Consider the following 22,454-nt stretch of genomic DNA (forward strand, 5'->3'; position numbering starts at 1 on the left):
GCGACAGATGGCAAACAGCAAAAGAAAACTGTTCCTCAAACGCCGCCTGCGCGTTCGGAACAAACTCCGCAAGGTCAATGCAGGGCGCGTGCGCCTCAGCGTTTTCCGCTCCAACAAGAACATCAGCGTGCAGCTGATCGACGACGTCAACGGTGTGACGCTCGCCGCTGCCTCGACCCTCGAAAAGGATCTGGGCATGGTGGGCAAGTGCAATGTGGAGGCGGCCGCCAAGGTCGGCACCACGATTGCCGAGCGGGCTCAGAAGGCCGGCATCACCGAGGCCTATTTCGATCGGGGCGGCTTCCTGTTTCATGGTCGCGTCAAGGCAGTTGCCGACGCGGCGCGTGAAGCTGGCCTGAAGATTTAAGGGGACGAGAGAATGGCAAGAGAAGACAACCGTCGTGACCGTCGCGAGCGCGACGAAACACCGGAATTCGCCGACCGTCTCGTGGCGATCAACCGCGTGTCGAAAACTGTAAAGGGCGGTAAGCGCTTTGGGTTTGCGGCACTGGTGGTCGTGGGCGATCAAAAGGGCCGCGTCGGCTTTGGCAAGGGTAAGGCCAAGGAAGTTCCCGAGGCGATCCGCAAGGCCACCGAGGCCGCCAAGCGCGCAATGATCCGCGTGCCGCTGCGCGAGGGCCGGACCCTGCACCACGACATGGAAGGTCGCCATGGCGCCGGCAAGGTCGTGATGCGCACAGCCCCCACCGGGACCGGCATCATCGCCGGCGGTCCGATGCGCGCCGTGTTCGAGATGTTGGGAATTCAGGACGTGGTCGCGAAATCGACCGGGTCGCAGAACCCCTATAACATGATCCGCGCCACGCTGGACGGTCTCAAGAAAGAGACCAGCCCGCGTATGGTGGCGCAGCGCCGTGGCAAGAAGGTGGCCGACATCCTGAAAAAGGGTGACGAAGCGCCGGTTGCCGAAGCGGCAGAAGCGTAAGGAATCGGACAAATGGCAAAAACCATCGTCGTCAAGCAGATCGCCAGCCCGATCCGCCGCCCCGAAGATCAGCGTCAGACCCTCATCGGTCTGGGGCTCAACAAGATGCACAAGACCCGCGAGCTTGAGGATACCCCCTCGGTGCGCGGCATGGTCAACAAGATCCCGCATCTGGTCAAGATCATCGAGGAGCGCGGCTAAGGCCACGCGCACGGGAGGGGTGACATCCGCCCCTCGGAAATCAGAACGCCCCGGCCCGAGAGGACCGGGGCGTTTTCGTTTGTCCGCTGGTGTCATCCTTTAGTCGCGTCCGACCAGAATCAGCGCCGGGGTCCGGCGTGGTGCATGATAGGTTCGGGGCCAGGGTGGATCCGGGGTCTTGAACCCCGGCTCGCCCATCCGCATCGCTTTGAGGAGGAAGGCCGATGTCTGACACAAGTTCTGGTGGTTGCGACCACATCCATACCAAGACGACCCATGCGCCGATTGACAATCACACCTGTCATTGTTCGGTGTGCAAGAGCGTAACCGGGCAACCGACGACGCATGTTGTGTTTTTCAAGCACGGCGATGTCGTGGTTGACAATGAGGCGGGGCTGAACCGTCAGCCCTTCAATGCCAATAATCCTGCGGGCCCGCTTGAGCTTTGCACCTGTGCGACATGCGGGACGCCGATCATGCTCGATGACAAGCAGCATCGGATCAGGGCGATCGTTCCCAACCTGATGGGCTATGGGGACCAGATCGGCGCAGCGAGCTATCATGCGTTCTATGATCCCGCCACCGGCGTGCCCAAGCCATCGGACGGGCGTCCTGTCCATGCCGCGCTGCGGCCGGATTTCGTCTGGCCTGATCCGTCCTGAGCGGCGGCTTGGCCGGGACTGTTTCAGCCCCGGCCGTGCGGCATCTCGAGGTCTAGCACCGGGTTGATCGGGATGATCCGGTTCGGGTTGATCGTCTCGTGGCTGTAATGATAGTGCCGGACGATATGGTCGAAATCCACGGTCTCACGCACCCCCGGCCATTGATAGAGTTCGCGCAGATAGCCCCAGAGATTGGGGTAATCGACGATCCGCGCCCGGTTGCATTTGAAATGCAGGTGATAGACCGGATCGAACCGGATGAGGGTGGTAAAGAGCCGCCAATCGGCCTCTGTCACACGGTCTCCCATGAGATAGCGGTTTTGAGCCAAGTGGTTTTCGAGCCAATCGAGGCTGTCGAAAAGGGGATAGACGGCCGCCTCATAGGCCTCCTGCGTGGTCGCGAAGCCCGCCTTGTAGACGCCGTTGTTGACGGTGTCGTAGATCCGTTCGTTGACCGGTTCTATGGCGGCACGCAGATCCTCGGGCCAGAAATCAAGCGTGTTGCCGGTGATCCCGTCAAAGGCGGAATTGAACATGCGGATGATCTCGGCGCTTTCGTTCGAGACGATGGTCTCGCGCTCTGTGTCCCAGAGGATCGGCACAGTGACGCGGCCTGAAATCCCGGGGTCGGCCTTGAGGTAGATGTCGCGGGCGAAGGGCAGGCCATAGAGCCGGTCGCCGGTAGCGCCGGAGAAGTTGGTGCGGAATTCCCAGCCCTCCGAGAGCATGTCGGGATGCACGACCGAGACGCCGATATGATCCTGCAACCCCTTGAGCGCGCGAAAGATCAGGGTGCGATGCGCCCAGGGGCAGGCCAGCGATACATAGAGGTGATAGCGCCCGCTATCCGCCTTGAACCCGGCCTCGCCTGAGGGACCGGCGCTGCCGTCGGCGGTGATCCAGTTGCGGAACTTCGCCGTCGAGCGCACGAATTTCCCGCCCGTCGATCCGGTGTCATACCAGGTGTCTTGCCATTCTCCGTTGACCAGTTGGCCCATGTTCAAAGTCTCCTCTTTGTCCATAACCTAGGGCCGGGGGTGCGGGTCGGGAATGCACAGCACCGCGCAGCCGCCGTGCAGGGCTGCACATGTCGCGAACGGGGGCGGGGGCTTCGTTTCTTCGTTTGCAGGCGCGCGGGCCAGCGCCTATAACCGGGCGATGACGAAGCCCGCGACCGGGCCGGAAAGGTGTGCGACGATTGGCTGACCCATGTCGGGGGCGGATCGCGCGTCGTCGAGGCCACGTGGCCCGCCGCCCCTTTTCGCCCTGTCGCGCGACCGAGGATAAGGGGACTGCCATGCGATTTGCCACCATTCTGACCGCGCTCTTGAGCGGCACCGCTGCCCATGCCCATCCGGGCCATCTGGCCGAAGTTGCCGGGCATGGCCATTGGTTGGGAGCCGCGGCGCTTGGGGCAGCGATAGCGATTGGCCTCTGGTCCGGGCTGCGGGCGCGCAAGGATCGCGCGGCGGACGAGGCCGAGGATGAGGCCCCAGAAGAAGAGCCGCAGGAGGCATGAGCATGGTCAAGACGGGTGTGATGATCTGCGGACATGGCTCGCGCAGTCAATCGGCGGTCGATGAATTCAGCGTGTTGGCGGACAAGCTACCGGGGTATCTGCCCGATGACTGGGTGATGGAATATGGCTATCTCGAATTTGCCAATCCGGTGATCCGCGACGGTCTGGACCGGTTGCGCGCCGCCGGCTGCGAGCGGATTCTGGCGGTGCCGGGGATGCTCTTTGCAGCGATGCATTCCAAGAACGACATTCCCACCGTGCTCAACACCTATGCCGCGACGCATGGTATCGAGGTGCGCTATGGCCGCGAATTGGGGGTGGACCCCAAGATGATCGCCGCCGCTGGCGCCCGCGTGCGCGAGGCGATCGACCGCGCAAATGTCAAACATGGCGAGGTCAGCCTGCATGACACCTGCCTTGTGGTGATCGGGCGCGGTGCGTCGGACCCCGATGCCAATGGCAACGTCGCCAAGATTGCGCGGCTCCTGCAGGAGGGCATCGGGTTTGGCTGGTGCGAGGTGGGCTATTCCGGTGTTACCTTCCCCTTGGTGGAACCCTGCCTGCAGCATGTGGTCAAGCTGGGCTACAAGCGTGTTGTGGTGTTTCCCTACTTTCTCTTTTCCGGCATCCTGATCGACCGGATTTACGGCTTTACCGACCGGGTTGCGGCGGAGCATCCGGAGATGCAATTCGTCAAGGCCGGGTATCTGGGTGATCACCCCAAGGTGTTGGAAACCTTTGCCGAGCGCATCACCGAGCAGCTGAGCGCTGTGCCGCCACCCAATTGCGGCACTTGTCAGTATCGCACGCAGATCCTTGCCATCGAGGGCGGGGCTGTGCAGCGGATCACGCCTGAGCAGCGCGCCGCCCTGGCCGAGGCGCGGGGCACTGGGCATCCGGCGTTTGGCGATGTGCCGCCGCCCACCTGCGTCATGTGCAAATACCGCACGCAGGTCTTGGGGTTCGAGGCCGAGGTTGGGGCGGTGCAGGAAAGCCATCATCACCATGTCGAAGGGCAGGGTGCCTCTGCGCCCGGCTCGAACGTGGTGGATTGCACGCTCTGCGATACGTTTTGCACCGGGCTGTGCCGGTTGGAGGCGCAGGCGGCCCACCATCATCACCATGATCACGATCATGACCATGGGCATGACCATCACCACGATCACGATCATCACCACCATCACGCGCCCTATCCTCATGCCAGCCATCCGCATGGACCCGAGAGCGCGCGGCGAACCAAGGTCTGATCACCGCTTTTTCTTGGTGAAAATACTCCCGCCGGAGGCTCCGACACCGGCCGCAATTGCAGAGGGTTGATTTTGCGTCCCTATGAAAAGAATCCCTCGGCCATCTATGAGATGAGCTTTGCCACCGTTCGCCGCAAGGCGCGGCTGGATCGGTTTGGAGCCGGAATGGAAAGCCTCGCAATCCGGCTCATTCATGCCTGTGGCATGGTCGAGGTGGCGGATCGGTTGGCGTTTTCCAGCGGGGCCTATGCGGCGGGTCATGCCGCCTTGCAGGCCGGTGCGCCGGTGTTTTGTGATTGCGAGATGGTGGGGGCGGGGATCATCCGCCGCTATCTGCCCTGCCAGAACGACGTGATCGTGACGCTGAACGACCCGCGGGTGCCGGGCATTGCGGCGGGGATCGGCAATACCCGTTCGGCGGCGGCGGTCGAATTGTGGGCGGAACGGCTGGAGGGGGCTGTGGTGGCGATCGGCAATGCGCCCACCGCGCTCTTTCACCTTCTCGAACTGCTCGATGAGGGCGCGCCGCGTCCGGCGCTGATCCTCGGCTTTCCGGTGGGATTCGTCGGGGCCGCCGAGAGCAAGGCCGAACTGGCGGACAACCCGCGCGGCTGCGAGTTTGTCGCCCTGCGCGGACGGCGCGGCGGGTCGGCGATGGCGAGTGCGGCGGTCAATGCGCTGGCGGCCGGATTGCCGGAGGTGGGCGCATGACGGGCGGGATGGACCCCTGGCTGCATATTGTGGGCATTGGCGAGGACGGGATGGCGGGGCTCTTGCCTGCCTCCCGTGCCATTGTCGAGACGGCAGAGGTGATCGTGGGCGGCGAGCGGCATCATCAACTGTCCGAGGCGGTGCGCGCCGAGCGGATTGCCTGGCCGTCGCCGTTTGATGCGTTGACGGATCTCTTGGCTGGGTTGCGCGGGCGGCGCGTGGTTGTGTTGGCCACTGGCGATCCGCTGTGGTTCTCAGTGGGCGCACGGATCGGGCGGAGCTTGCCGCCCTCCGAGATCGTCTATCATCCGCAGCTTTCGGCCTTTCAACTGGCCGCCGCGCGGATGGGGTGGAGCATGGCGGATCTTGAGACGCTGACCGTACATGGCCGACCTGTCGAGCAGATGATTGCCTTTATTCAACCCGATGCGCGGCTGTTGATCCTGACCACCGGGGCCGAGACGCCGGCGCATATCGCGCGGTTTCTGACCGAGCGCGGGTTTGGGCAATCGCGCCTGACGGTGCTGGCCAATATGGGCGGGGCAGACGAGGCGCGGTTTGACGGGCTGGCCGAAAGCTGGGCGCATGTGGTGCCACCGTTCAACACGCTGGCGGTCGAGTGTGTGGCAGCACCCGATGCCGCGCTGATGCCCCGAGTGCCGGGACTGGCGGATGATCTATTTCAGCATGATGGCACGATGACCAAGCGCGAAGTGCGCGCCGCAACGCTGGCCAAGCTGATGCCGATGCGCGGCGCGCTTCTATGGGACATCGGCACGGGCTGTGGGTCGGTTGCGGTGGAATGGATGCGCGGCGCGCGCTATGCCCGCGCGATTGGCATCGAGCCGCGCGCGGATCGCCGCGCGATGGCGGCGGCGAATGCCTTGGCGCTTGGGGTGCCGCGACTGGAATTGATCGAGGGGCGGGTGCCCGAGGCGTTACAGGGGTTGGATGCCCCCGACGCGGTGTTTATCGGCGGCGGGCTGTCGGAGGCGGTGTTTGACGCGGCATGGGCGGCGCTGCGCCCGTTGGGGCGGCTGGTGTGCAATGCCGTGACGCTGGAGAGCGAGGCGGTATTGGTGGCGCTTTACAAGCGGCATGGTGGGGACTTGGTGAAATTGCAGGTCAACCGGGCAGAGCCGGTGGGGGGGCTGACGGGTTGGCGGCCTCTGATGCCGGTCACGCAATGGAGCCTTGTGAAGCGATGAGCGGCGGGCGTTGGACGTGAGTATTTTTAGAACAATGAAAGGCGCGCGCGCGCATGGCCGGTAAGCTCTATGGCGTGGGTCTGGGGCCGGGCGATCCGGAGTTGATGACCCTGCGGGCGCATCGGCTGATTTCCGGCGCGCAGGTCGTGGCCTATCCGACATTGGCGGGCGGCGAGAGTTTTGCCCGCGCGATTGCCGCAGGCGCGATTGCGCCGGGTGCGCGTGAGATCGTGATGGATGTGCCGATGAGTGTCGAGCGGGCCCCGGCGCAGGCGGCCTATGATCGGGGAGCGGTCGAGATTGCCGGGGCGCTTGATGGAGGGCAGGATGTGGTCTGTCTCTGCGAGGGCGATCCGTTTTTCTATGGCTCGTTCATGTATCTCTTTGCTCGGTTGAGTGCGCGCTATGAGGTCGAGGTGGTGCCTGGTGTGACTTCGATCGCTGCCTGCGCGGCGCGGGCGGGGCGGCCCTTGGTGGCGCGTAACGAGCGGCTGACGGTTCTGCCCGGCCCCTTGCCAGAGGCGGAGTTGCGGGCGCGGATCGAGGGGGCTGAAAGTGTCGCCATCATGAAGGTGGGGCGACATCTGGCCAAGATCCGGGCGGTGATTGATGATTTGGGCCTGACCGCGCAGGCGGTCTATGTGGAGCGCGCGAGCCTGCCGGAAGAGGTGGTGTGCTCGCTGGCGCAAGCCCCGGAAAAGGCGCCGTATTTTTCAATGATATTGCTCACGAAAGGGGCTGATCCATGGCTGTGAAACCTGTTGTTCTGGCGCTGAGCCGCTCTGGTGAAGCTGTTGCGCATCGCGTCGCTGGGTTGATCGGCGGCGATGTGCATGGGCGTGAAGGGCGCGTGGAACGCGCGGCGGCATGGTTTCCCAATGCGCTGGATCACGCGCGCGATCTCTTTGCCGCCGGGGTGCCCGTGGTGGGGGTTTGCGCGAGCGGCATTTTGATCCGCGCGGTGGCACCGCTGTTGAGTGACAAGCGCGGTGAGCCGCCGGTGGTGTCGGTGAGCGACGATGGTGCGGTGGTGGTGCCGCTCTTGGGCGGGCATCGGGGTGCCAACCGTCTGGCGGCGTTGATCGCCGAAGGGTTGGGGGCCGTGGCGGCGGTCACGACGGCGGGCGATGTGGCGATGGGGGTGGCGCTGGATGCGCCGCCTCAGGGCTACCGGCTGGCCAATCCCGGCGATGCCAAGGCGGCGATGGCGGCGATGTTGTCGGGGGAAGGTGTCTGCGTTAGTGGCGAGAATATATTTGATATCAAAGATATGGGCGGTGCTGTCGAACTGGTGGTGACCGAAGCGCCGGTTGAAGGGCATGGTGCGCGGCTGGTCTATCATCCGCAGCGCTATGCGCTGGGGCTGGGCTGCGCGCGGGGGTGCGAGACCGAGGAACTGTGGGATTTGGTGTGCCGGACGCTGGAAGAGGCCGGGATTGCACCGGGGGCGGTGGCCTGTGTCGCGTCGATCGACCTCAAGGCTGACGAAGGCGCGATGAACGTTGTGGCGCGGCGGTTGGGCGTGCCGTTTCGGTTGTTTTCTGCGGTGGAGTTGGAGGGCTATGCCGGGCAGTTGGCGACCCCGTCCGAGGTGGTGTTTGCCGAGGTGGGGTGCCATGGCGTGTCTGAGGGCGCAGCGCTGGCCTGCGGGGGACAACTGGTTGTTGAAAAACGGAAAACCGCCAATGCGACCTGTGCGCTGAGCCGATCCGAGGCGGTCATTACTCAGATGCCGGGGCGGGCGCGGGGGCGGTTGAGCGTGCTGGGCATTGGCCCCGGTCAGGCGAGTTGGCGGACGCCGGAGGTGTCGCGACTCGTGGCGGAGGCGGATGAGCTGGTGGGGTATGGGCTCTATATCGACCTGCTCGGACCGTTGGCGGCGGGGAAAGCGCGCAGCGATTTTCCGCTGGGAGGCGAGGAGGCGCGGTGCCGCTATGCGCTGGAACAGGCGGGGCAGGGAAAGAGTGTTGCGCTGATTTGTTCAGGAGATGCAGGTATTTACGCGATGGGGGCGCTGGTTTTTGAACTTTTGGACCGAGGGCCGGAGGCGCAGGGGGTGAGTGATTCGGCGCGACGGGTTGAGGTGATTTGCTCGCCCGGTGTGTCCGCGCTTCAGGCGGCGGCGGCGCGGGCGGGGGCACCGCTTGGGCATGATTTCTGCACGATTTCGCTGAGTGATCTACTAACACCGCGCGAGGATATCATTCGGCGGTTGAATTCTGCGGCGGAGGGCGATTTTGTGATCGCTTTCTATAATCCGGTGTCCAAGACGCGACGGACTTTATTGGCCGAGGCGCGAGATATTTTGTTGAAACACCGCCCGGCGGATACTCCGGTGCTCTTGGCTAGCTCGTTAGGGCGACCCGAAGAATCGTTGCGCTACAGGCGCTTGGCGGACTTGCAGGTGGATGAGGTGGATATGTTAACGGTGGTGCTGGTCGGGTCCTCGAACAGCCGTCTGACGCAGGTGGGCGAGGGGCCACGCATGTTCACGCCGCGCGGCTATGCGCGCAAGATTGATGGTGATCTGGCTGAGGTCAGAACAGGGAAGGCATTGAAATGACTGTCTATTTCATCGGTGCGGGTCCGGGTGATCCGGAGCTATTGACCAAGAAGGCGGAGCGCATCATCGGGCAATGTCCGGTCTGCCTCTATGCGGGAAGTCTGGTGCCCGCCGAGGTTGTGGCCGGTGCGCCCGAGGGGGCGCTGGTGATGGACACCGCGCCGATGACGCTGGAGGATACCCACGCGGTGATTTTAGAGAGCCATACCAAGGGCTTGGATGTGGCGCGGGTGCATTCGGGCGATCCGTCACTCTATGGTGCGATTGCGGAACAAATTCGTAAACTTCGTGCTGATGGGATTGAGTATCAGATCATTCCGGGGGTGCCGGCCTATGCGGCGGCGGCGGCGGCGCTGGGGCAGGAATTGACCGTGCCTGAAATCGCGCAAAGCATTGTTCTAACACGGGTTTCCATGAAATCTACCTCGATGCCCGAGGGCGAGACGCTGGAGAATTTCGCGCGCACAGGGGCGACGTTGGCGATCCACCTTGGTATCCGTAACCTACGGGAAATACACAGAATTCTGGCCCCTTACTATGGCGATGAGTGCCCCGTCGTGGTGGCTTACCGGGTGGGGTGGCCGGATCAGATGTTTATCAAGGGCACGCTCAAGGATATTCATGGCAAGGTGCGGGCTGAGAAGATCACCCGTACAGCCTTGATTCTGGTGGGAAAAGTTCTGGGCGAGATTGCCGATTTCAAGGATAGCGCGCTCTATGATCCGGGTATGCCGCATGTGCTGCGGCCCAAGGTGGCGGCGCGGGGATAATGTGTACAGGGTGTCCCTTGTGTACGCGGGTTTTGTACACCGGGACGCCGATCAACAGCTTTCGTGAAATTTTAGTTGATTTTTTCACGGAATCGGCGCAGCGTGAAAATTGAGCTGAATTTTTCACGGATGATCCGATGCATCAAAGCGAGATTGGACAGATGCGCAGCCTTGGCGCGGACCTGCGCGCCTTGCGCAAGGCGCGCGGGCTGACGCTGGCGGCGCTGGCCGAAATGCTGGGGCGGTCGGTTGGGTGGCTGTCTCAGGTCGAGCGCGATCTGTCGGAGCCGTCGATCAGCGATCTGCGGCAGGTCGCGGAAGTGCTGGGCGTGCCGATGTCGCTGCTTTTTGGTCATGCGAGCGCGCCCGCGGAGGAACAGGGCTATGTGGTGCGCGCGGGCGCGCGGCGGCCGATGGGATCGGGCGAGGAGGGGTTGATCGAGGAACTGCTCTCGCCAGACCTGACCGATGATTTCGAGGTGATCCATTCGACATTCCGGCCCCTGTCCAAGATGCAGCGCCCAGCGCAGCGTCCGACGCAGGAGGTCGGCTATATCCTGTCGGGGCGGCTCGATCTGAGCATCGGCGGGCGGAAATTCACCGTCGGTCCCGGCGACAGTTTCCGGTTTCGCGGCGAGCCTTACGGTTGGGCCAATCCCTATGACACCCCTTGCGTGGCGATCTGGGTGATCGCCCCGCCTGTGTATTGAGGGCGCAGACATGAGTTATCAAGCCTGGACCGTCTTTGCGCTTTTCTGGGTGGTGTTTGTCACCACGCCGGGGCCGAATGCGGTCAATTGCATCACCAATGGCATGACCATCGGGTTTCGGCGCAGCCTGTGGGGGGTGTTGGCGATCTTGACGCAGGCGACGCTGTTTCTGAGCCTGTCGGCGGCGGGGGTGACGGCGCTGATCGCGGCCTCGCCGGTGGCGTTTCAGGTGGCCAAGCTGATCGGGGCGGGGTTTTTGATTTACCTTGGCGTGCGCGGCTGGATCATGGCGCGGCGGCCTGTTGAGGCGGGGGAGGCACCGAAAGGCTCGGTCTATTGGCGGGCCTTGGCGATTGCCACGATCAACCCCAAGAGTGTCGCGGGCTATCTGGCGGCGTTTAGCCAATTCGTGCAACCGGGTGTGCCGATTGGCGCGCAGATGTGGGTGATCTTTCCCACGGCGCTGAGCCTGACGACGCTGAGTTATATGGGCTATTGCGCCTTGGGCGCAGGGCTGGGGCGTGCGGCGTTGGGGGCTGTGTTCAATGTCTGGCTGCGGCGGGGCATGGCCGCCTGTTTCGTAATCTATGGCGTGGCGCTGGGCAGCGCCGTAACTCCGGGGAGGGGATGATGCATAAGGGATCGTGTCTGTGTGGAGATGTGACATTTGTCGTGACTGCGGCACCTGAAGGGGCGAGTGCGTGCCATTGCGGGCAGTGCCGCAAGCAATCGGGGCATGTCTGGGCCTCGGCCTATGTGGCGCGGTCGGATTTGAGTATTTCAGGCAAGGTGAATTGGTACGCCGCGAGCGAGATGGCGGAGCGCGGGTTTTGCCCCAAATGCGGCTCGTTCCTGTTCTGGGCCGCGCATGCGGAGGACACCATGAGTTTCGCGCTGGGGGCGCTGGAGACGCCGACCGGGCTGCGGTTGGAGAAGCACATCTTTGTCAGGGACAAGGGTGATTATTACGACATCGCGGACGGCGTGCCGCAAACGGATTGAGGAACAGGACATGGCGGAATTTCCGGGCACGGCGCGGGTCGTGATCATCGGCGGAGGCGTGGTGGGCGCGTCCTGTCTCTATCATCTGGCCAAGGCTGGGTGGGCTGATTGCGTTCTGTTGGAAAAGAACGAATTGACCGCCGGAAGCACTTGGCATGCGGCGGGCAATGTGCCGACGTTTTCGACAAGCTGGTCGGTGATGAACATGCAGCGCTATTCCACCGAGCTTTATGCGCGGTTGGGGGCGGAGGTGGAGTATCCGATGAATTACCACCAGACGGGGTCGATCCGTCTGGCGCATAGTCGCGAGCGGATGCAGGAATTCCAGCGCGCGCGGGGGATGGGCAAGGTTCAGGGGATGGATCTTGATATCCTCGGGGTGGACGAGATCAAGGCGCGTTATCCGTTTCTGGAGACGCATGATCTGCAAGGCGCGCTCTATGATCCAAATGATGGCGATATTGATCCCGCGCAGGTGACGCAGGCGCTGGCCAAGGGTGCGCGGGACATGGGGGCGCAGATTTTGCGGTTCACGCCGGCGACCGGGGTGCGGCGCGAGAATGGAGAGTGGATTGTCGCGACCGAAAAGGGCGAGATCCGCTGTGAATATGTGGTCAATGCCGCAGGCTATTATGCGCAGCGGGTGGGTGAATGGTTCAAGCCTTACGGTGGGCGCACGGTGCCGATGATGGTGATGAGCCATCAGTATCTCTTGACCGATGAAATTCCGGAATTGGAGGCGTGGAGCCGGGAGGCGGGGCATAAGCTGCCGCTGCTGCGCGATGTCGACAGTTCCTATTACTTGCGGCAGGAGAAATACGGGCTGAACCTTGGGCCCTATGAATGCAATTGCAAGGCGCATTGGGTGAAGCCTGATGATCCGATGCCGGAGGATTTCAGCTTTCAGCTTTACCCCGACGATCTGGAGCGGTTGGAGTGGTATATCGAGGATGCGATGGCGCGGGTGCCGTTGCTGGGGCAGGCGGGGATTTCCAAGGTCATCAATGGCCCCATTCCCTATGCGCCCGATGGTCTGCCGCTGATTGGGCCGATGCCGGGGGTGCCCAATGCGTTTGAGGCCTGTGTCTTTACCTTTGGTATCGCGCAGGGCGGGGGCGCGGGCAAGGTGCTGGCGGAATGGGTGACGGAGGGCGCGACGGAGTGGGACATGTGGGCCTGTGATCCGCGCCGGTTTACCGATTACACCGATCCTGAGTATTGCGTGGCCAAGGGGATGGAGGTGTATGGGCATGAATATGCCATGCATTTCCCATGGCATCGCTGGCCTGCGGCGCCGGACCGCAAGGTGAGCCCGGTGCATGAGCGCGTCAAGGCGCTGGGCGGGGTGATGGGGGTCTATAACGGCTGGGAGCGGGCCAATTGGTTTGCAAAGCCCGGCGATGATACCTCAGAGGCGGCGACACAGACATGGGACCGCGCAGGGCCGTGGGAGGCGCGTATCCGCGAGGAATGTGAGGCGGTGCGCGATGCTTGCGGCGTGCTTGATCTGCCGGGGTTCACCCGGCTCTGGATCGAGGGGACGGGGGCCGATGATTGGCTGCGCGGTTTTGTGACGGGTGGCTTGCCAAAGGTGGGGCGGATGAACCTCGTCTATGTCGCCGATAAGCGGGGCCGGATTGTGACGGAGTTTTCCTGCATCCGGCTGAAAGAAGACAGTTTCGTGCTGATTACGGCGGCCACGGCGCAGTGGCATGACGGCGAGTTGGTACGCCGCGCGCTGCCCGAAGGGCTGAGCCTGCGAGAGACCACGACGGAGCGCGATGCGCTGCTCTTGGCGGGGCCCAAGAGCCGCGACATCTTGGCAGGGCTGACCGATGCCGATCTGAGCCTGCCGTGGCTGAGCCATCAGCATGCGACCGTCGCGGGGCAAAAGGCGTTTCTGGCGCGGGTCAGCTTTACCGGCGAATTGGGCTGGGAAATCCATGCCGAGAATGCGGCTATTCCGGCGATCTATGAGGCGTTGATGGCGGCGGGGGTGAAACCCTTTGGCATGTTCGCGCTGAATTCCTTGCGGATCGAAAAGGGCTATCGCGCGTGGAAAGGTGATCTCAGCACCGATTATTCAATGCTGGAGGGCGGTCTGGAGCGGTTCGTCAAGTTCGACAAGCCGCAGGACTTTGCCGGCAAGGCGGCGCTCTTGGCCGAAAAGCAGCGGGGCGTGAAGAAACGCTTTGTCACGCTGATCGTCGAGGCCAAGACCGCCGATGCGCCTTATATGTCGACGCTCTGGCATGAGGGGCAGATCGTGGGCGAGACCACGAGCGGTGCCTGGGGCTACCGGGTGAATGCAAGCGTGGCCTTGGGCATGTTGCGCGCTGATCTGGCGGTGCCGGGGACGGAGATCGAGGTTGAGATATACGGTGAGCGTTGCTGGGCGGTGGTGCAGCCCGATGCGCCGCTCTGGGATGCGCAGAATGAACGGTTGCGGGCATGAGCCTACCTGAGACCATGCCTCAGACCATGCGCGGCGTTCTCCTCACGCGGCACGGCGGACCCGAGGCGTTGCAGTGGCGCGAGGATATCCCGGTGCCACGCCCCGGTCCCGGCGAGGTTCTGGTGCGGGTGCGGGCGGCGGGGGTCAACAACACCGACATCAACACCCGCGAGGGGTGGTATGCGGCGGAGGTGACCGGGGCCACCGGCGAGACGGCGGATGGTGTGGAGCGTGGCGGCTGGGCGGGCGCGCTGGGGTTTCCGCGCATCCAAGGCGGCGATCTCTGTGGCGAGGTGGTGGCCAAGGGGGCGGGGGTTGAAGCCCCCGCGCTGGGCGCGCGTGTCACCTGCCCGATCAACATCCCGCGCCCGACCGAGGAGAACCCGGTGGGCTTTCTCGCCCTTGGGTCCGAGATTGACGGCGCCTTTGCCGATTGTTGCCTGATGCGGGCGGATGACCTTTATGACGTCAGCGATGTGCCGCTCTCGGATATCGAGATCGCCGCCCTGCCGTGCGGCTTTGGCACGGCGCTTGGTCTCTTGGAACGGGCGGGGGTAGGGCCGGGCCAAGAGGTGTTGATCACGGGGGCCTCGGGCAATGTCGGCCTAGCGGCGGTGCAGATTGCCGCCGCCTTGGGCGCGCATGTGACCGGCATCGCCGCGCCTGCCAAGGCGGCGATACTGCGCGCGGACGGCGCGGCGGAGGTGATCGCGCGCGACGCCCCCTTGGCGCAGGACCGCTATCATGCGGTGATTGACCTTGTGGGCGGCGCGGGCTTTGCGGCGCTGATCGACGCGCTGCGCCCCGGTGGGCATTATGCCGTGGCGGGGGCCATTGCCGGGCCGATGGTCACTGCCGATCTGCGGCGCATCTATCTGCGCGATATCACGATCCACGGCTGCACCTATCAGGCGCCCGAGGTCTTTGCCCGGCTGATCGAGATGGCACGCGCGGGCCGCTTGCGCCCTCGGATTGCCGCCACCTACCCATTGCGCGATATCGCCCGCGCCCAAGCGGATTTTCAGGCGAAGGCCCATGCTGGCAAACTGGTGCTTTTGCCCCCGGAGGATAAAGAATGACCGAAATCACGCTGCTCGATGGCTCTATCGGGCAGGAATTGGTGAAACGCTCGGGCGACCGGGCGACGCCGCTCTGGTCGACGCAAGTCATGATCGACCATCCCGAGATCGTACGCGCGGTGCATGACAATTATTTTGCGGTGGGGGCGACGGTGGCCTCGACCAATACCTATGCAGTGCTGCGTGACCGTTTGGCGCGGGTGGGGTTGCAGGATGAGGTCGCGCGGCTGACCGATGTGGCGGTGCGCGCGGCGGTGGCGGCGCGGGGTGCGCATGGGTCGGGACGGGTGGCGGGGGCGATTGGGCCGCTGGTGCAATCCTATCGCCCCGACCTCTGCCCGCCAGCCGCAGAGGCGGCGGCGCTCTATGCCGAGAATGTGGCGCTGCTCAAGGATCGGGTGGACCTGATCCTGTTGGAAACCATGTCTTCGGTTGATCAGGCGCGGGGCGGGCTGATGGCTGCGGGGCTGAGTGGCCTGCCGGTCTGGCTGGGGGTCACGGTCATGGATGACGACGGCACGCGGCTACGCTCGGGCGAGGCGCTGGGTGATCTGGCGGGGCTGGTGGCCGAGTTTGCGCCCGACGCGGTGTTGATCAACTGCACGCGGCCTGAATCCGTGGCGACGGGGCTGGAGATCGTGCGCGGCTTTGGCCGGCCGTTTGGGGCCTATGCCAATGGGTTCACCTGCATCAGCGCCGGGTTTCTGGGTGCCGCGCCGACTGTCGATGCGTTGGAGCAGCGGGGGGATCTGAGCCCCGCCGCCTATGCCGGGTTTGCGATGGGGTGGGTTGCGCAGGGGGCCAGCATTGTCGGCGGCTGCTGCGAGGTGGGCCCAGCGCATATCGCGGAACTGGCGCGGCGGCTGCGGGCGGCTGGGCATGACATTGTCTGAGACTTTCATCATTATATCATGGGGTTATGAATGACCGATCTTCCAACTCAGGCCCGTGTGGTCATCATCGGTGGCGGCGTCGTGGGCTGTTCTGTGGCCTATCATCTGACCAAGCTGGGCTGGCGCGATGTGGTTCTCTTGGAGCGCAAGCAACTGACGTCGGGGACCACATGGCATGCGGCGGGGCTGATCGGGCAATTGCGGGCCACGGCCAATATGACGCGGCTCGCGCGGTATTCGGCGGAGCTATATACCGGGCTCGAGGCGGAGACGGGCGTTGCCACCGGGTTTCGACAGGTGGGATCGGTGTCGGTCGCGCTGACGGGGGAGCGGCTGGAGGAACTCAAACGAAATGCCGCGATGGCGCGGGCGTTTGGCGTGCCGGTCGAGGAGATGAGCCCGAGTGAGATCAACGTGCGGTATCCGCATCTCAATCTTGAGGGGGTGACCGGCGGGGTCTGGCTGCCCACCGATGGGCAGGCGGACCCGGCCAATATCGCGCTGGCGTTGGCCAAGGGCGCGCGGGGTCGCGGCGCGCGAGTGCAGGAGCGGGTCAAGGTCACGGGGATTGCGCGCGCGGGGCGTCGGGTGACGGGGGTCGATTGGCAGGCGGAGGATGGCAGTCAGGGCCATATCGCCTGCGAGATGATCGTCAATTGCGCCGGCATGTGGGGGCATGAGGTGGGCCGGATGGCGGGAACCAACGTGCCGCTGCATGCCTGCGAGCATTTCTATATCGTGTCAGAGCCGATTGCGGGATTGACGCAATTGCCGGTGCTGCGGGTGCCTGACGAATGCGCCTATTACAAGGAAGATGCGGGCAAGATCATGCTGGGCGCGTTTGAGCCGGTGTCTAAGCCCTGGGGGATGAATGGCATCCCTGAGAGTTTCGAGTTTGACCAACTGCCCGAGGATTTCGACCATTTCGAGCCGATATTGGAGGCGGCGGTGAACCGGATGCCGATGTTGGCGGAGGCAGGAATTCACACCTTCTTTAACGGTCCGGAAAGTTTTACCCCCGATGATGCCTATCATCTGGGGCTCTGCCCCGAGATGGACAATGTCTGGGTGGCGGCCGGGTTCAATTCCATCGGCATTCAGAGTGCCGGGGGGGCGGGCCATGCGCTGTCGCTCTGGATGGAGGAAGGGGCGCGACCGTTTGATCTGGGTGATGTGGATGTGGCGCGGATGCAGCCCTTTCAGGGCAATAAGAGCTATTTGTTCGAGCGGTCCAAGGAGACTCTGGGCCTGCTTTATGCCGATCACTACCCGTATCGGCAAAAGGCCACGGCGCGCGGTGTGCGGCGCACGCCGTTTCATGCGCAGCTCTTGGCCCAAGGTGCTGTCATGGGCGAATTGGCGGGCTGGGAGCGGGCCAATTGGTATGCTGAGGCCGGGCAGGAGTCGGAGTATCGGTATTCCTGGAAGCGGCAGAACTGGTTTGAGAATGCCGGGGCCGAGGTGCGGGCCATTCGCGAGGCGGTTGGCATGTATGACATGTCGAGTTTCGGTAAGCTGCGGGTTGAGGGTGCTGGTGCCGAGGCGTTTCTCAATCATGTCTGCGGGGCCGAGATGTCTGTGCCCGTGGGGCGGATCGTCTATACGCAATTCCTCAATGCCAAGGGCGGCATCGAGGCGGATGTGACGGTGACGCGGCTTGCCGAGACCGCCTATCTGGTGGTGACACCGGCGGCGACGCGGCTGGCGGATGAAACTTGGCTGCGGCGCCATGTGGGAGATCATGCGGTGGTGATCACCGATGTGACGGCAGGCGAGGGTGTGTTGGCGGTGATGGGACCAAAGGCGCGCGATCTGATGCGCGCGGTTTCGCCCGATGATTTCTCGAACGCGGCGCATCCCTTTGGGCAGGCGCGGGTGATCGAGATTGGCATGGGCGTCGCGCGGGCGCATCGGGTGTCCTATGTCGGTGAGCTGGGTTGGGAGATCTATGTGAGCGCCGATATGTGCGGCCATGTGTTCGAGGTGTTGCACGCGGCGGGGGCGGATCATGGGCTGAAGCTCTGCGGCATGCATGCGATGGATAGTTGCCGGATCGAAAAGGCGTTCCGACATTTCGGCCATGATATCACCTGCGAGGATCATGTGCTGGAGGCGGGGTTGGGATTTGCCGTGGCGACGGGCAAGGCCGATTTCATCGGGCGCGACGCGGTGCTGGCCAAGCGCGAGGCGGGGCTGGAGCGCCGCCTTGTTCAGTTTCGCCTGACCGATCCTGAGCCGATGCTCTATCACAATGAGCCTTTGCTGCGGGATGGCGAGATCGTGGGCTATCTGAGTTCGGGTGCTTACGGCCATCATCTGGGAGGTGCTATGGGCATGGGCTATGTGCCTTGCAAGGGTGAGAGTGTGGAGCAGGTTTTGGCGTCCTCTTATGAGGTGGATGTGGCCGGGGTCCGGGTGAAGGCGGAGGCGTCGCTGAAACCGATGTATGATCCCAGATCCGAGCGCGTGAAGGCCTGAGCAGGGTGGGGGGCCAGCCCCCCACGCCCCCGGAGTATTTAGGGAACGATGAAAGCGGGAGTGGTCATGGCGTGGCGGGTCGTGTAAGGCGCGGCCATGAGTGACTATGATCCGCCGACCGATCCGCTGGAGGTGCTGCATGACGATCACGAGATCGTCGTGGTGAACAAGCCTGCGGGGCTCTTGAGTGTGCCGGGCAAGGGCGAGCATCTGGCCGATTGCCTGATGGCGCGGGTCAAAGATGTGTTTCCCACGGCGCTTTTGGTGCATCGGTTGGACCGCGATACGTCGGGCGTGATGATCTTTGCGCTGACGCCGCATGCGCAGCGGCATCTGGGGCTGCAATTCGAAAAGCGGCAGGTGCGCAAGACCTATGTGGCGCGGGTTTGGGGGCGGTTGGAGCCGCAGGTGGGCGTGGTTGATCTGCCGCTCATCGTGGATTGGCCCAATCGTCCGTTGCAGAAGGTCTGTCACGAGACCGGGCGCGCGGCCTTGACCGACTGGCGGGTGCTGCGTGCGGGGGACGATGAAACCCGGGTGCGATTGAGCCCCAAGACCGGGCGGAGCCATCAGTTGCGGGTGCATATGCTGGCGCTGGGTCATGTGATTTTGGGTGATCCGCTCTATGCGCAGGGGGCGGCGCGGGACTATCCACGCCTGATGCTGCATTCCGAGGAATTGCGGTTGCGGCATCCCGATGGTGGCGCGGGCGTCAAGTTTCGGGCGGCGGTGCCGTTCTGAGGCCGATGTGGGTCACAGAGTGGCAGAGGTCTAACGCGGCGGTCAGGGCGCGACCCGTGGCCTGAGCCATCTGCGGCAGGACCATCCATTCCAGCGCCCAAGCGGTGCCCGAGCGTTCCTGTTCGTGGATTGCTGCGTGATGTAGGGCGGAGACCTGCACGGCGTTGAAGCGGCCAAGGGTCACGAGCAATTCCGCGAGAATAGGGTTCTGCTTGTGCGGCATGGCCGAGGAGGTGCCGGTGCCGGTGAGGTGGATTTCGTCGATCCCTTGTTGGGCCATGAGGGCGACGTCCTGCCCCATCTTGGCGAGTGTGCCGGAGATGAGCGAGAGGGTGCTGGCGTAATCGGCGAGCCCCTCGCGTGTGGCGTGCCAGCAGGTGGGCGGGTTGCCGAGGCCGAGGGCAGCGGCCAGATGCGCCGCGATGCGGGGGGCATCGGCGCCCATGGCGGCGCGGTCGCCTGCGGCACCGCCGAATTGCAGGAGGGCCACGCCGTCAGTGGCGCGGGCCAAGCGGCTGCGATGGGTCGTCAGGGGCGTGATCCACGGGCGCAGGCGGTCGGTGACGCGGATCGGCATGGCGGCCTGCATCCGGGTGCGGCCCATGAGCGGGTTTGACCCGAACCGCGTGTCGAGGTCTGCGAGGGCGGATTGCAGGCTGGCGAGGCGGTGATCGAGGAGTTTGGTGGTGGCCTGAAGGGTGAGGGCCAAGGCAGTGTCGAGCACGTCTTGCGAGGTGGCGCCTTGGTGCACGGCAGTCGGATCAGGGGCGGTCGCCTTGAGCAGGCGCACGAGGGCCGGGATCGGCAGGCCGTCGCGGGCGGTGCCCGCTGCGAGGGCGGTCAGGTCGGGGGTGGTGGTGAGGATATGGCGGGCGGTTTCGTCTGCCGTGCGCGCGTCGATGCGGCCGACATGGCCGAGGGCGCGGGACCATTCGGCCTCGAACCGCAGCATGTGGTGGAGTTGTGTTTCGGGCGACCAGAGGGCGGAGATTTCAGGATCGCCAAAGAGCGCGCCGAGCCACGGATGATTGAACACGCCGGTCATGGGAGGCTATCGTAGAGGTCGCGCAGGAGCGGGGCGAGGTGGTCGGGGGCCTCGATGCAGGGCAGGTGGCCAACACCGTTGAGGCAGGTGAAGTGTGCGCCGGGGATCAGGTCTGCGAGGGCCTCTACAAGCGGCGGCGGGGTGGCACCGTCCTCGGACCCTGCGAGGCAGAGCGTAGGGAGGGAGAGGCGCGCGGTGGTGGCGGTGAGATCGGCATCGCGGATCGCGGCGCAGGTGGCGGCGTAGCCATCAGCGGGCGTGCGGATCAGCATTTGCCGCCAGCCGGAGAGCGCCACGGGATGGGCGGCGCGCCAGTCGGGGGAAAACCAACGTTCAAGAATGGCGTCGGCCATGGCGGCGATGCCGCTGGTCTGGACGGTGTCGATCCGCATAGTCCATGCCTCTGCCGTGCCAATCTGTGCCCCGGTGTTGCACAGCATCAGCCCGGCCACAAGATCGGGGCGCTGATGGGCCAGCGATTGTGCTATCATGCCGCCGACGGAGACGCCGCAGATGAGGGCGTCTGAGAGCGCCAAGTGATCCATCAGCGCGGCGAGGTCGGCGGCGAGGGTTTCGATGGTGATCGGGCCATGTTCCGAGAGGCCGTGACCGCGTTTGTCCATGGCGAGGGTGGGAGTGTCGGGCGGCAAGGCGCTGCGCACCGTGTCCCAGATGCGCAGGTCGGTGCCAAGGGAATTGGCGAAGACGATGGGGCGGCGGGCGGGGTCGCCTGTGTGGTGGTTGTAGTGGAGCGTCACCGCGCCGGGGCGGGCAAAGCGGGTCATGCCGGGGGCCTCAGCCCGAGGATGGCGCGCGCCTCTTGCCATGTGGCGACGGGACGCTCGTATTTCTCGCACAGCTCTGCCGCGCGGCGCACGAGGGCGGCGTTGGAGGGGGCGAGGTGGTCGCGGTCAAGGCGCACGTTATCCTCAAGCCCGGTGCGGGTATGGCCGCCCTTGGCGATGCACCAGTCGTTGAGGGTGAGCTGGGCCGGGCCGATGCCCGCGCCGCACCACTGGGCATCAGGGGCGAGGCGATCAAGGGTCTCGATGTAGAAATCGAGCACGCGTTCATCGGCGGGCATGGAGTTTTTCACGCCCATGACGAATTGCACATAGAGCGGCGATTTCAGACGCCCGTCCTTGGCCATGGTGCAGGCTTGGATAACGTGGCCGAGATCAAACGCCTCGATCTCGGGTTTCACGTCATGGGCGATCATTTCCGAAGCGAGCCAGTCCACGAGATCGGGGCTGTTTTCATAGACGCGGGTGGGGAAGTTGTTGGAACCGACCGAGAGCGAGGCCATATCGGGGCGCAGCGGCAGCATGCCGCCGCGCTCATGCCCGGCCCCGGAGCGGCCGCCGGTCGAGAGCTGGATGATCATGCCGGGGCAATGTTGCTCCAGCCCCTCCTTGAGCCGGGCGAAACGCTCTGGGTCGGAGGTGGGTTTGCCCGCATCGTCGCGCACATGGCAATGGGCGATGGTGGCCCCGGCCTCGAACGCCGCGTGCGTGCTCTCGATCTGTTCCGAGATCGTGATCGGTACGGCTGGGTTGTTGGCTTTGGTTGGGAGCGAGCCGGTGATGGCGACGCAGAGGATGCAGGGTTTGGACATGGCGGCCTCAGACATCGAAGAACACGGTTTCGGCATCGCCCTGAAGGCAGATGTCGAAATGGTAGGTTGATCCCTCGGCACGCGCGATGAGGGTGGCGCGGCGGTGGGCCTGTTCGATCAGGTTTAGGACCGGGTCGGCGGCATTGGCTTGCGCTTCATCGCCGAAATACAAGCGGGTGTTGAGGCCGATGTTGAGGCCGCGCGCCACCAGCCAGAGGTTGAGATGCGGGGCCATAGGGCGGGCGTTGCGGCCCATGACGGTGCCGGGTTTGATGGTGTCAAAGCGGAATAGCCCGGTGTCGAAATCTGGGACGATACGGCCCCAGCCACGAAAGCCCTCCTCGACCTCGCCTGTGCCGGGATAGATGCCTGCGGCATTGGCCTGCCAGACCTCGATCAGCACGTCCTTGACGGGCGCGCCGGTGCCGTCGGTGACGGTCCCGGTGACGGTGATACGCGCGCCTGCGGCGTTGGGACCGGCAATGTCGCGGCCAAGTTCGGTGGCGTAGATGTCAAAGCCCGCATCGCCGGGGGCAAGGCCGATGTGGACGTACGGACCTGCGGTTTGCGAGGGGGATTCCTTGCGGTAGGAGAGCGGTTGGGCCATGG

Annotated in this window: 24 protein-coding genes; 19 read left to right on the forward strand and 5 right to left on the reverse strand. The window is 64.2% G+C overall.

Annotation, left to right across the window (positions count from 1 at the left end; genetic code table 11):
* The first annotated feature begins 7 nt into the window (after window positions 1–7).
* The 4 genes from rplR to ROS217_RS09600 all read left to right on the forward strand — a co-directional run bounded on the left by rplR (window position 8) and on the right by ROS217_RS09600 (window position 1,809).
* Window positions 8–367 carry a 50S ribosomal protein L18 gene (gene rplR / locus ROS217_RS09585; protein ID WP_009817522.1) on the forward strand — a complete coding sequence of 120 codons (360 nt, stop codon included), beginning with the start codon at window positions 8–10 and terminating at the stop codon, window positions 365–367.
* A 12-nt stretch (window positions 368–379) separates the two neighbouring features.
* Window positions 380–946 carry a 30S ribosomal protein S5 gene (gene rpsE, locus ROS217_RS09590; RefSeq protein WP_009817523.1) on the forward strand — a complete coding sequence of 189 codons (567 nt, stop codon included), beginning with the start codon at window positions 380–382 and terminating at the stop codon, window positions 944–946.
* Window positions 947–958: 12 nt separating this feature from the next.
* Window positions 959–1,147 carry a 50S ribosomal protein L30 gene (gene rpmD, locus ROS217_RS09595; RefSeq protein WP_009817524.1) on the forward strand — a complete coding sequence of 63 codons (189 nt, stop codon included), beginning with the start codon at window positions 959–961 and terminating at the stop codon, window positions 1,145–1,147.
* 224 nt (window positions 1,148–1,371) lie between these two features.
* Window positions 1,372–1,809 carry a GFA family protein gene (locus ROS217_RS09600; protein WP_009817525.1) on the forward strand — a complete coding sequence of 146 codons (438 nt, stop codon included), beginning with the start codon at window positions 1,372–1,374 and terminating at the stop codon, window positions 1,807–1,809.
* 23 nt (window positions 1,810–1,832) lie between these two features.
* Here the strand turns inward: ROS217_RS09600 and ROS217_RS09605 are convergent, their stop codons facing one another.
* Window positions 1,833–2,807, reverse strand: a complete 975-nt coding sequence (locus ROS217_RS09605; protein ID WP_040651297.1) for a glutathione S-transferase family protein — start codon at window positions 2,805–2,807, stop codon at window positions 1,833–1,835.
* A 299-nt stretch (window positions 2,808–3,106) separates the two neighbouring features.
* Here ROS217_RS09605 and ROS217_RS09610 point away from each other — a divergent pair, with 299 nt between their 5' ends.
* From ROS217_RS09610 to ROS217_RS09680, 15 genes are all read left to right on the forward strand, one after another.
* A complete protein-coding gene (locus tag ROS217_RS09610) occupies window positions 3,107–3,328 on the forward strand; it encodes a DUF6732 family protein (RefSeq protein WP_009817527.1) in 222 nt (73 codons plus the stop codon).
* Window positions 3,325–4,575: a sirohydrochlorin chelatase gene (locus tag ROS217_RS09615; protein WP_009817528.1), complete on the forward strand. Its 1,251-nt coding sequence runs from the start codon at window positions 3,325–3,327 to the stop codon at window positions 4,573–4,575. Before ROS217_RS09610 ends, ROS217_RS09615 begins: the two co-directional genes overlap by 4 nt.
* Window positions 4,576–4,641: 66 nt before the next feature.
* On the forward strand, window positions 4,642–5,286 hold the full coding sequence (locus tag ROS217_RS09620; RefSeq protein ID WP_009817529.1) for a precorrin-8X methylmutase: 645 nt from the start codon (window positions 4,642–4,644) through the stop codon (window positions 5,284–5,286).
* On the forward strand, window positions 5,283–6,494 hold the full coding sequence (locus ROS217_RS09625) for a bifunctional cobalt-precorrin-7 (C(5))-methyltransferase/cobalt-precorrin-6B (C(15))-methyltransferase (protein WP_009817530.1): 1,212 nt from the start codon (window positions 5,283–5,285) through the stop codon (window positions 6,492–6,494). The genes ROS217_RS09620 and ROS217_RS09625 overlap by 4 nt, the downstream gene beginning before the upstream one ends.
* Window positions 6,495–6,547: 53 nt before the next feature.
* The gene (gene cobI / locus ROS217_RS09630; protein ID WP_009817531.1) at window positions 6,548–7,249 is read left to right on the forward strand and encodes a precorrin-2 C(20)-methyltransferase; all 702 of its coding nucleotides are present in this window, start codon (window positions 6,548–6,550) and stop codon (window positions 7,247–7,249) included.
* Window positions 7,240–9,057 carry a precorrin-3B C(17)-methyltransferase gene (cobJ, locus tag ROS217_RS09635; protein ID WP_009817532.1) on the forward strand — a complete coding sequence of 606 codons (1,818 nt, stop codon included), beginning with the start codon at window positions 7,240–7,242 and terminating at the stop codon, window positions 9,055–9,057. Before cobI ends, cobJ begins: the two co-directional genes overlap by 10 nt.
* Window positions 9,054–9,827: a precorrin-4 C(11)-methyltransferase gene (gene cobM, locus ROS217_RS09640; RefSeq protein ID WP_009817533.1), complete on the forward strand. Its 774-nt coding sequence runs from the start codon at window positions 9,054–9,056 to the stop codon at window positions 9,825–9,827. The genes cobJ and cobM overlap by 4 nt, the downstream gene beginning before the upstream one ends.
* A 137-nt stretch (window positions 9,828–9,964) precedes the next feature.
* Entirely contained in the window at window positions 9,965–10,537 is a 573-nt protein-coding gene (locus ROS217_RS09645; RefSeq protein WP_009817534.1) for a helix-turn-helix domain-containing protein, read from the forward strand.
* Between the two features lie 10 nt (window positions 10,538–10,547).
* Window positions 10,548–11,168 (forward strand): LysE family translocator, encoded by a 621-nt coding sequence (locus ROS217_RS09650; RefSeq protein WP_009817535.1) that lies wholly within the window; start codon window positions 10,548–10,550, stop codon window positions 11,166–11,168.
* Complete coding sequence (locus ROS217_RS09655) at window positions 11,168–11,539, forward strand: GFA family protein (RefSeq protein WP_198134881.1); 372 nt, start codon at window positions 11,168–11,170, stop codon at window positions 11,537–11,539. Before ROS217_RS09650 ends, ROS217_RS09655 begins: the two co-directional genes overlap by 1 nt.
* A gap of 10 nt (window positions 11,540–11,549) precedes the next feature.
* Window positions 11,550–13,994, forward strand: a complete 2,445-nt coding sequence (locus ROS217_RS09660) for a GcvT family protein (protein WP_009817537.1) — start codon at window positions 11,550–11,552, stop codon at window positions 13,992–13,994.
* A gap of 14 nt (window positions 13,995–14,008) precedes the next feature.
* Window positions 14,009–15,073, forward strand: a complete 1,065-nt coding sequence (locus ROS217_RS09665; RefSeq protein ID WP_009817538.1) for a zinc-binding dehydrogenase — start codon at window positions 14,009–14,011, stop codon at window positions 15,071–15,073.
* Window positions 15,070–15,966, forward strand: coding sequence for a homocysteine S-methyltransferase family protein (locus ROS217_RS09670; RefSeq protein ID WP_009817539.1), 897 nt, complete (start codon window positions 15,070–15,072; stop codon window positions 15,964–15,966). Before ROS217_RS09665 ends, ROS217_RS09670 begins: the two co-directional genes overlap by 4 nt.
* Window positions 15,967–15,996: 30 nt before the next feature.
* Window positions 15,997–18,444 carry a GcvT family protein gene (locus ROS217_RS09675; RefSeq protein ID WP_009817540.1) on the forward strand — a complete coding sequence of 816 codons (2,448 nt, stop codon included), beginning with the start codon at window positions 15,997–15,999 and terminating at the stop codon, window positions 18,442–18,444.
* Window positions 18,445–18,540: 96 nt separating this feature from the next.
* Window positions 18,541–19,185, forward strand: a complete 645-nt coding sequence (locus ROS217_RS09680; protein ID WP_009817541.1) for a pseudouridine synthase — start codon at window positions 18,541–18,543, stop codon at window positions 19,183–19,185.
* Here ROS217_RS09680 and ROS217_RS09685 read toward each other — a convergent pair.
* The 4 genes from ROS217_RS09685 to pcaG are packed head-to-tail and all read right to left on the reverse strand — an operon-like array spanning window position 19,157 to window position 22,452.
* Window positions 19,157–20,230 carry a 3-carboxy-cis,cis-muconate cycloisomerase gene (locus ROS217_RS09685; protein ID WP_009817542.1) on the reverse strand — a complete coding sequence of 358 codons (1,074 nt, stop codon included), beginning with the start codon at window positions 20,228–20,230 and terminating at the stop codon, window positions 19,157–19,159. The two genes, ROS217_RS09680 and ROS217_RS09685, sit on opposite strands and share 29 nt — an antisense overlap.
* Entirely contained in the window at window positions 20,227–21,015 is a 789-nt protein-coding gene (pcaD, locus tag ROS217_RS09690; RefSeq protein ID WP_009817543.1) for a 3-oxoadipate enol-lactonase, read from the reverse strand. The genes ROS217_RS09685 and pcaD overlap by 4 nt, the downstream gene beginning before the upstream one ends.
* Window positions 21,012–21,845: a 3-keto-5-aminohexanoate cleavage protein gene (locus ROS217_RS09695; RefSeq protein ID WP_040651300.1), complete on the reverse strand. Its 834-nt coding sequence runs from the start codon at window positions 21,843–21,845 to the stop codon at window positions 21,012–21,014. Before ROS217_RS09695 ends, pcaD begins: the two co-directional genes overlap by 4 nt.
* Window positions 21,846–21,852: 7 nt before the next feature.
* Entirely contained in the window at window positions 21,853–22,452 is a 600-nt protein-coding gene (pcaG, locus tag ROS217_RS09700) for a protocatechuate 3,4-dioxygenase subunit alpha (RefSeq protein ID WP_009817545.1), read from the reverse strand.
* Window positions 22,453–22,454 lie beyond the last annotated feature (2 nt).

It is taken from the genome of Roseovarius sp. 217 (assembly GCF_000152845.1).
GTDB lineage: Bacteria > Pseudomonadota > Alphaproteobacteria > Rhodobacterales > Rhodobacteraceae > Roseovarius.

Coding starts and splice junctions, on each gene's coding strand:
- rplR (WP_009817522.1), top strand. CDS start 8: ATGGCAAACAGCAAAAGAAAACTGTTCCTCAAACGCCGCCTGCGCGTT.
- rpsE (WP_009817523.1), top strand. CDS start 380: ATGGCAAGAGAAGACAACCGTCGTGACCGTCGCGAGCGCGACGAAACA.
- rpmD (WP_009817524.1), top strand. CDS start 959: ATGGCAAAAACCATCGTCGTCAAGCAGATCGCCAGCCCGATCCGCCGC.
- ROS217_RS09600 (WP_009817525.1), top strand. CDS start 1,372: ATGTCTGACACAAGTTCTGGTGGTTGCGACCACATCCATACCAAGACG.
- ROS217_RS09605 (WP_040651297.1), bottom strand. CDS start 2,807: ATGGGCCAACTGGTCAACGGAGAATGGCAAGACACCTGGTATGACACC.
- ROS217_RS09610 (WP_009817527.1), top strand. CDS start 3,107: ATGCGATTTGCCACCATTCTGACCGCGCTCTTGAGCGGCACCGCTGCC.
- ROS217_RS09615 (WP_009817528.1), top strand. CDS start 3,325: ATGAGCATGGTCAAGACGGGTGTGATGATCTGCGGACATGGCTCGCGC.
- ROS217_RS09625 (WP_009817530.1), top strand. CDS start 5,283: ATGACGGGCGGGATGGACCCCTGGCTGCATATTGTGGGCATTGGCGAG.
- cobI (WP_009817531.1), top strand. CDS start 6,548: ATGGCCGGTAAGCTCTATGGCGTGGGTCTGGGGCCGGGCGATCCGGAG.
- cobJ (WP_009817532.1), top strand. CDS start 7,240: ATGGCTGTGAAACCTGTTGTTCTGGCGCTGAGCCGCTCTGGTGAAGCT.
- cobM (WP_009817533.1), top strand. CDS start 9,054: ATGACTGTCTATTTCATCGGTGCGGGTCCGGGTGATCCGGAGCTATTG.
- ROS217_RS09645 (WP_009817534.1), top strand. CDS start 9,965: ATGCATCAAAGCGAGATTGGACAGATGCGCAGCCTTGGCGCGGACCTG.
- ROS217_RS09650 (WP_009817535.1), top strand. CDS start 10,548: ATGAGTTATCAAGCCTGGACCGTCTTTGCGCTTTTCTGGGTGGTGTTT.
- ROS217_RS09655 (WP_198134881.1), top strand. CDS start 11,168: ATGCATAAGGGATCGTGTCTGTGTGGAGATGTGACATTTGTCGTGACT.
- ROS217_RS09660 (WP_009817537.1), top strand. CDS start 11,550: ATGGCGGAATTTCCGGGCACGGCGCGGGTCGTGATCATCGGCGGAGGC.
- ROS217_RS09665 (WP_009817538.1), top strand. CDS start 14,009: ATGCCTCAGACCATGCGCGGCGTTCTCCTCACGCGGCACGGCGGACCC.
- ROS217_RS09670 (WP_009817539.1), top strand. CDS start 15,070: ATGACCGAAATCACGCTGCTCGATGGCTCTATCGGGCAGGAATTGGTG.
- ROS217_RS09675 (WP_009817540.1), top strand. CDS start 15,997: ATGACCGATCTTCCAACTCAGGCCCGTGTGGTCATCATCGGTGGCGGC.
- ROS217_RS09680 (WP_009817541.1), top strand. CDS start 18,541: ATGAGTGACTATGATCCGCCGACCGATCCGCTGGAGGTGCTGCATGAC.
- ROS217_RS09685 (WP_009817542.1), bottom strand. CDS start 20,230: ATGACCGGCGTGTTCAATCATCCGTGGCTCGGCGCGCTCTTTGGCGAT.
- pcaD (WP_009817543.1), bottom strand. CDS start 21,015: ATGACCCGCTTTGCCCGCCCCGGCGCGGTGACGCTCCACTACAACCAC.
- ROS217_RS09695 (WP_040651300.1), bottom strand. CDS start 21,845: ATGTCCAAACCCTGCATCCTCTGCGTCGCCATCACCGGCTCGCTCCCA.
- pcaG (WP_009817545.1), bottom strand. CDS start 22,452: ATGGCCCAACCGCTCTCCTACCGCAAGGAATCCCCCTCGCAAACCGCA.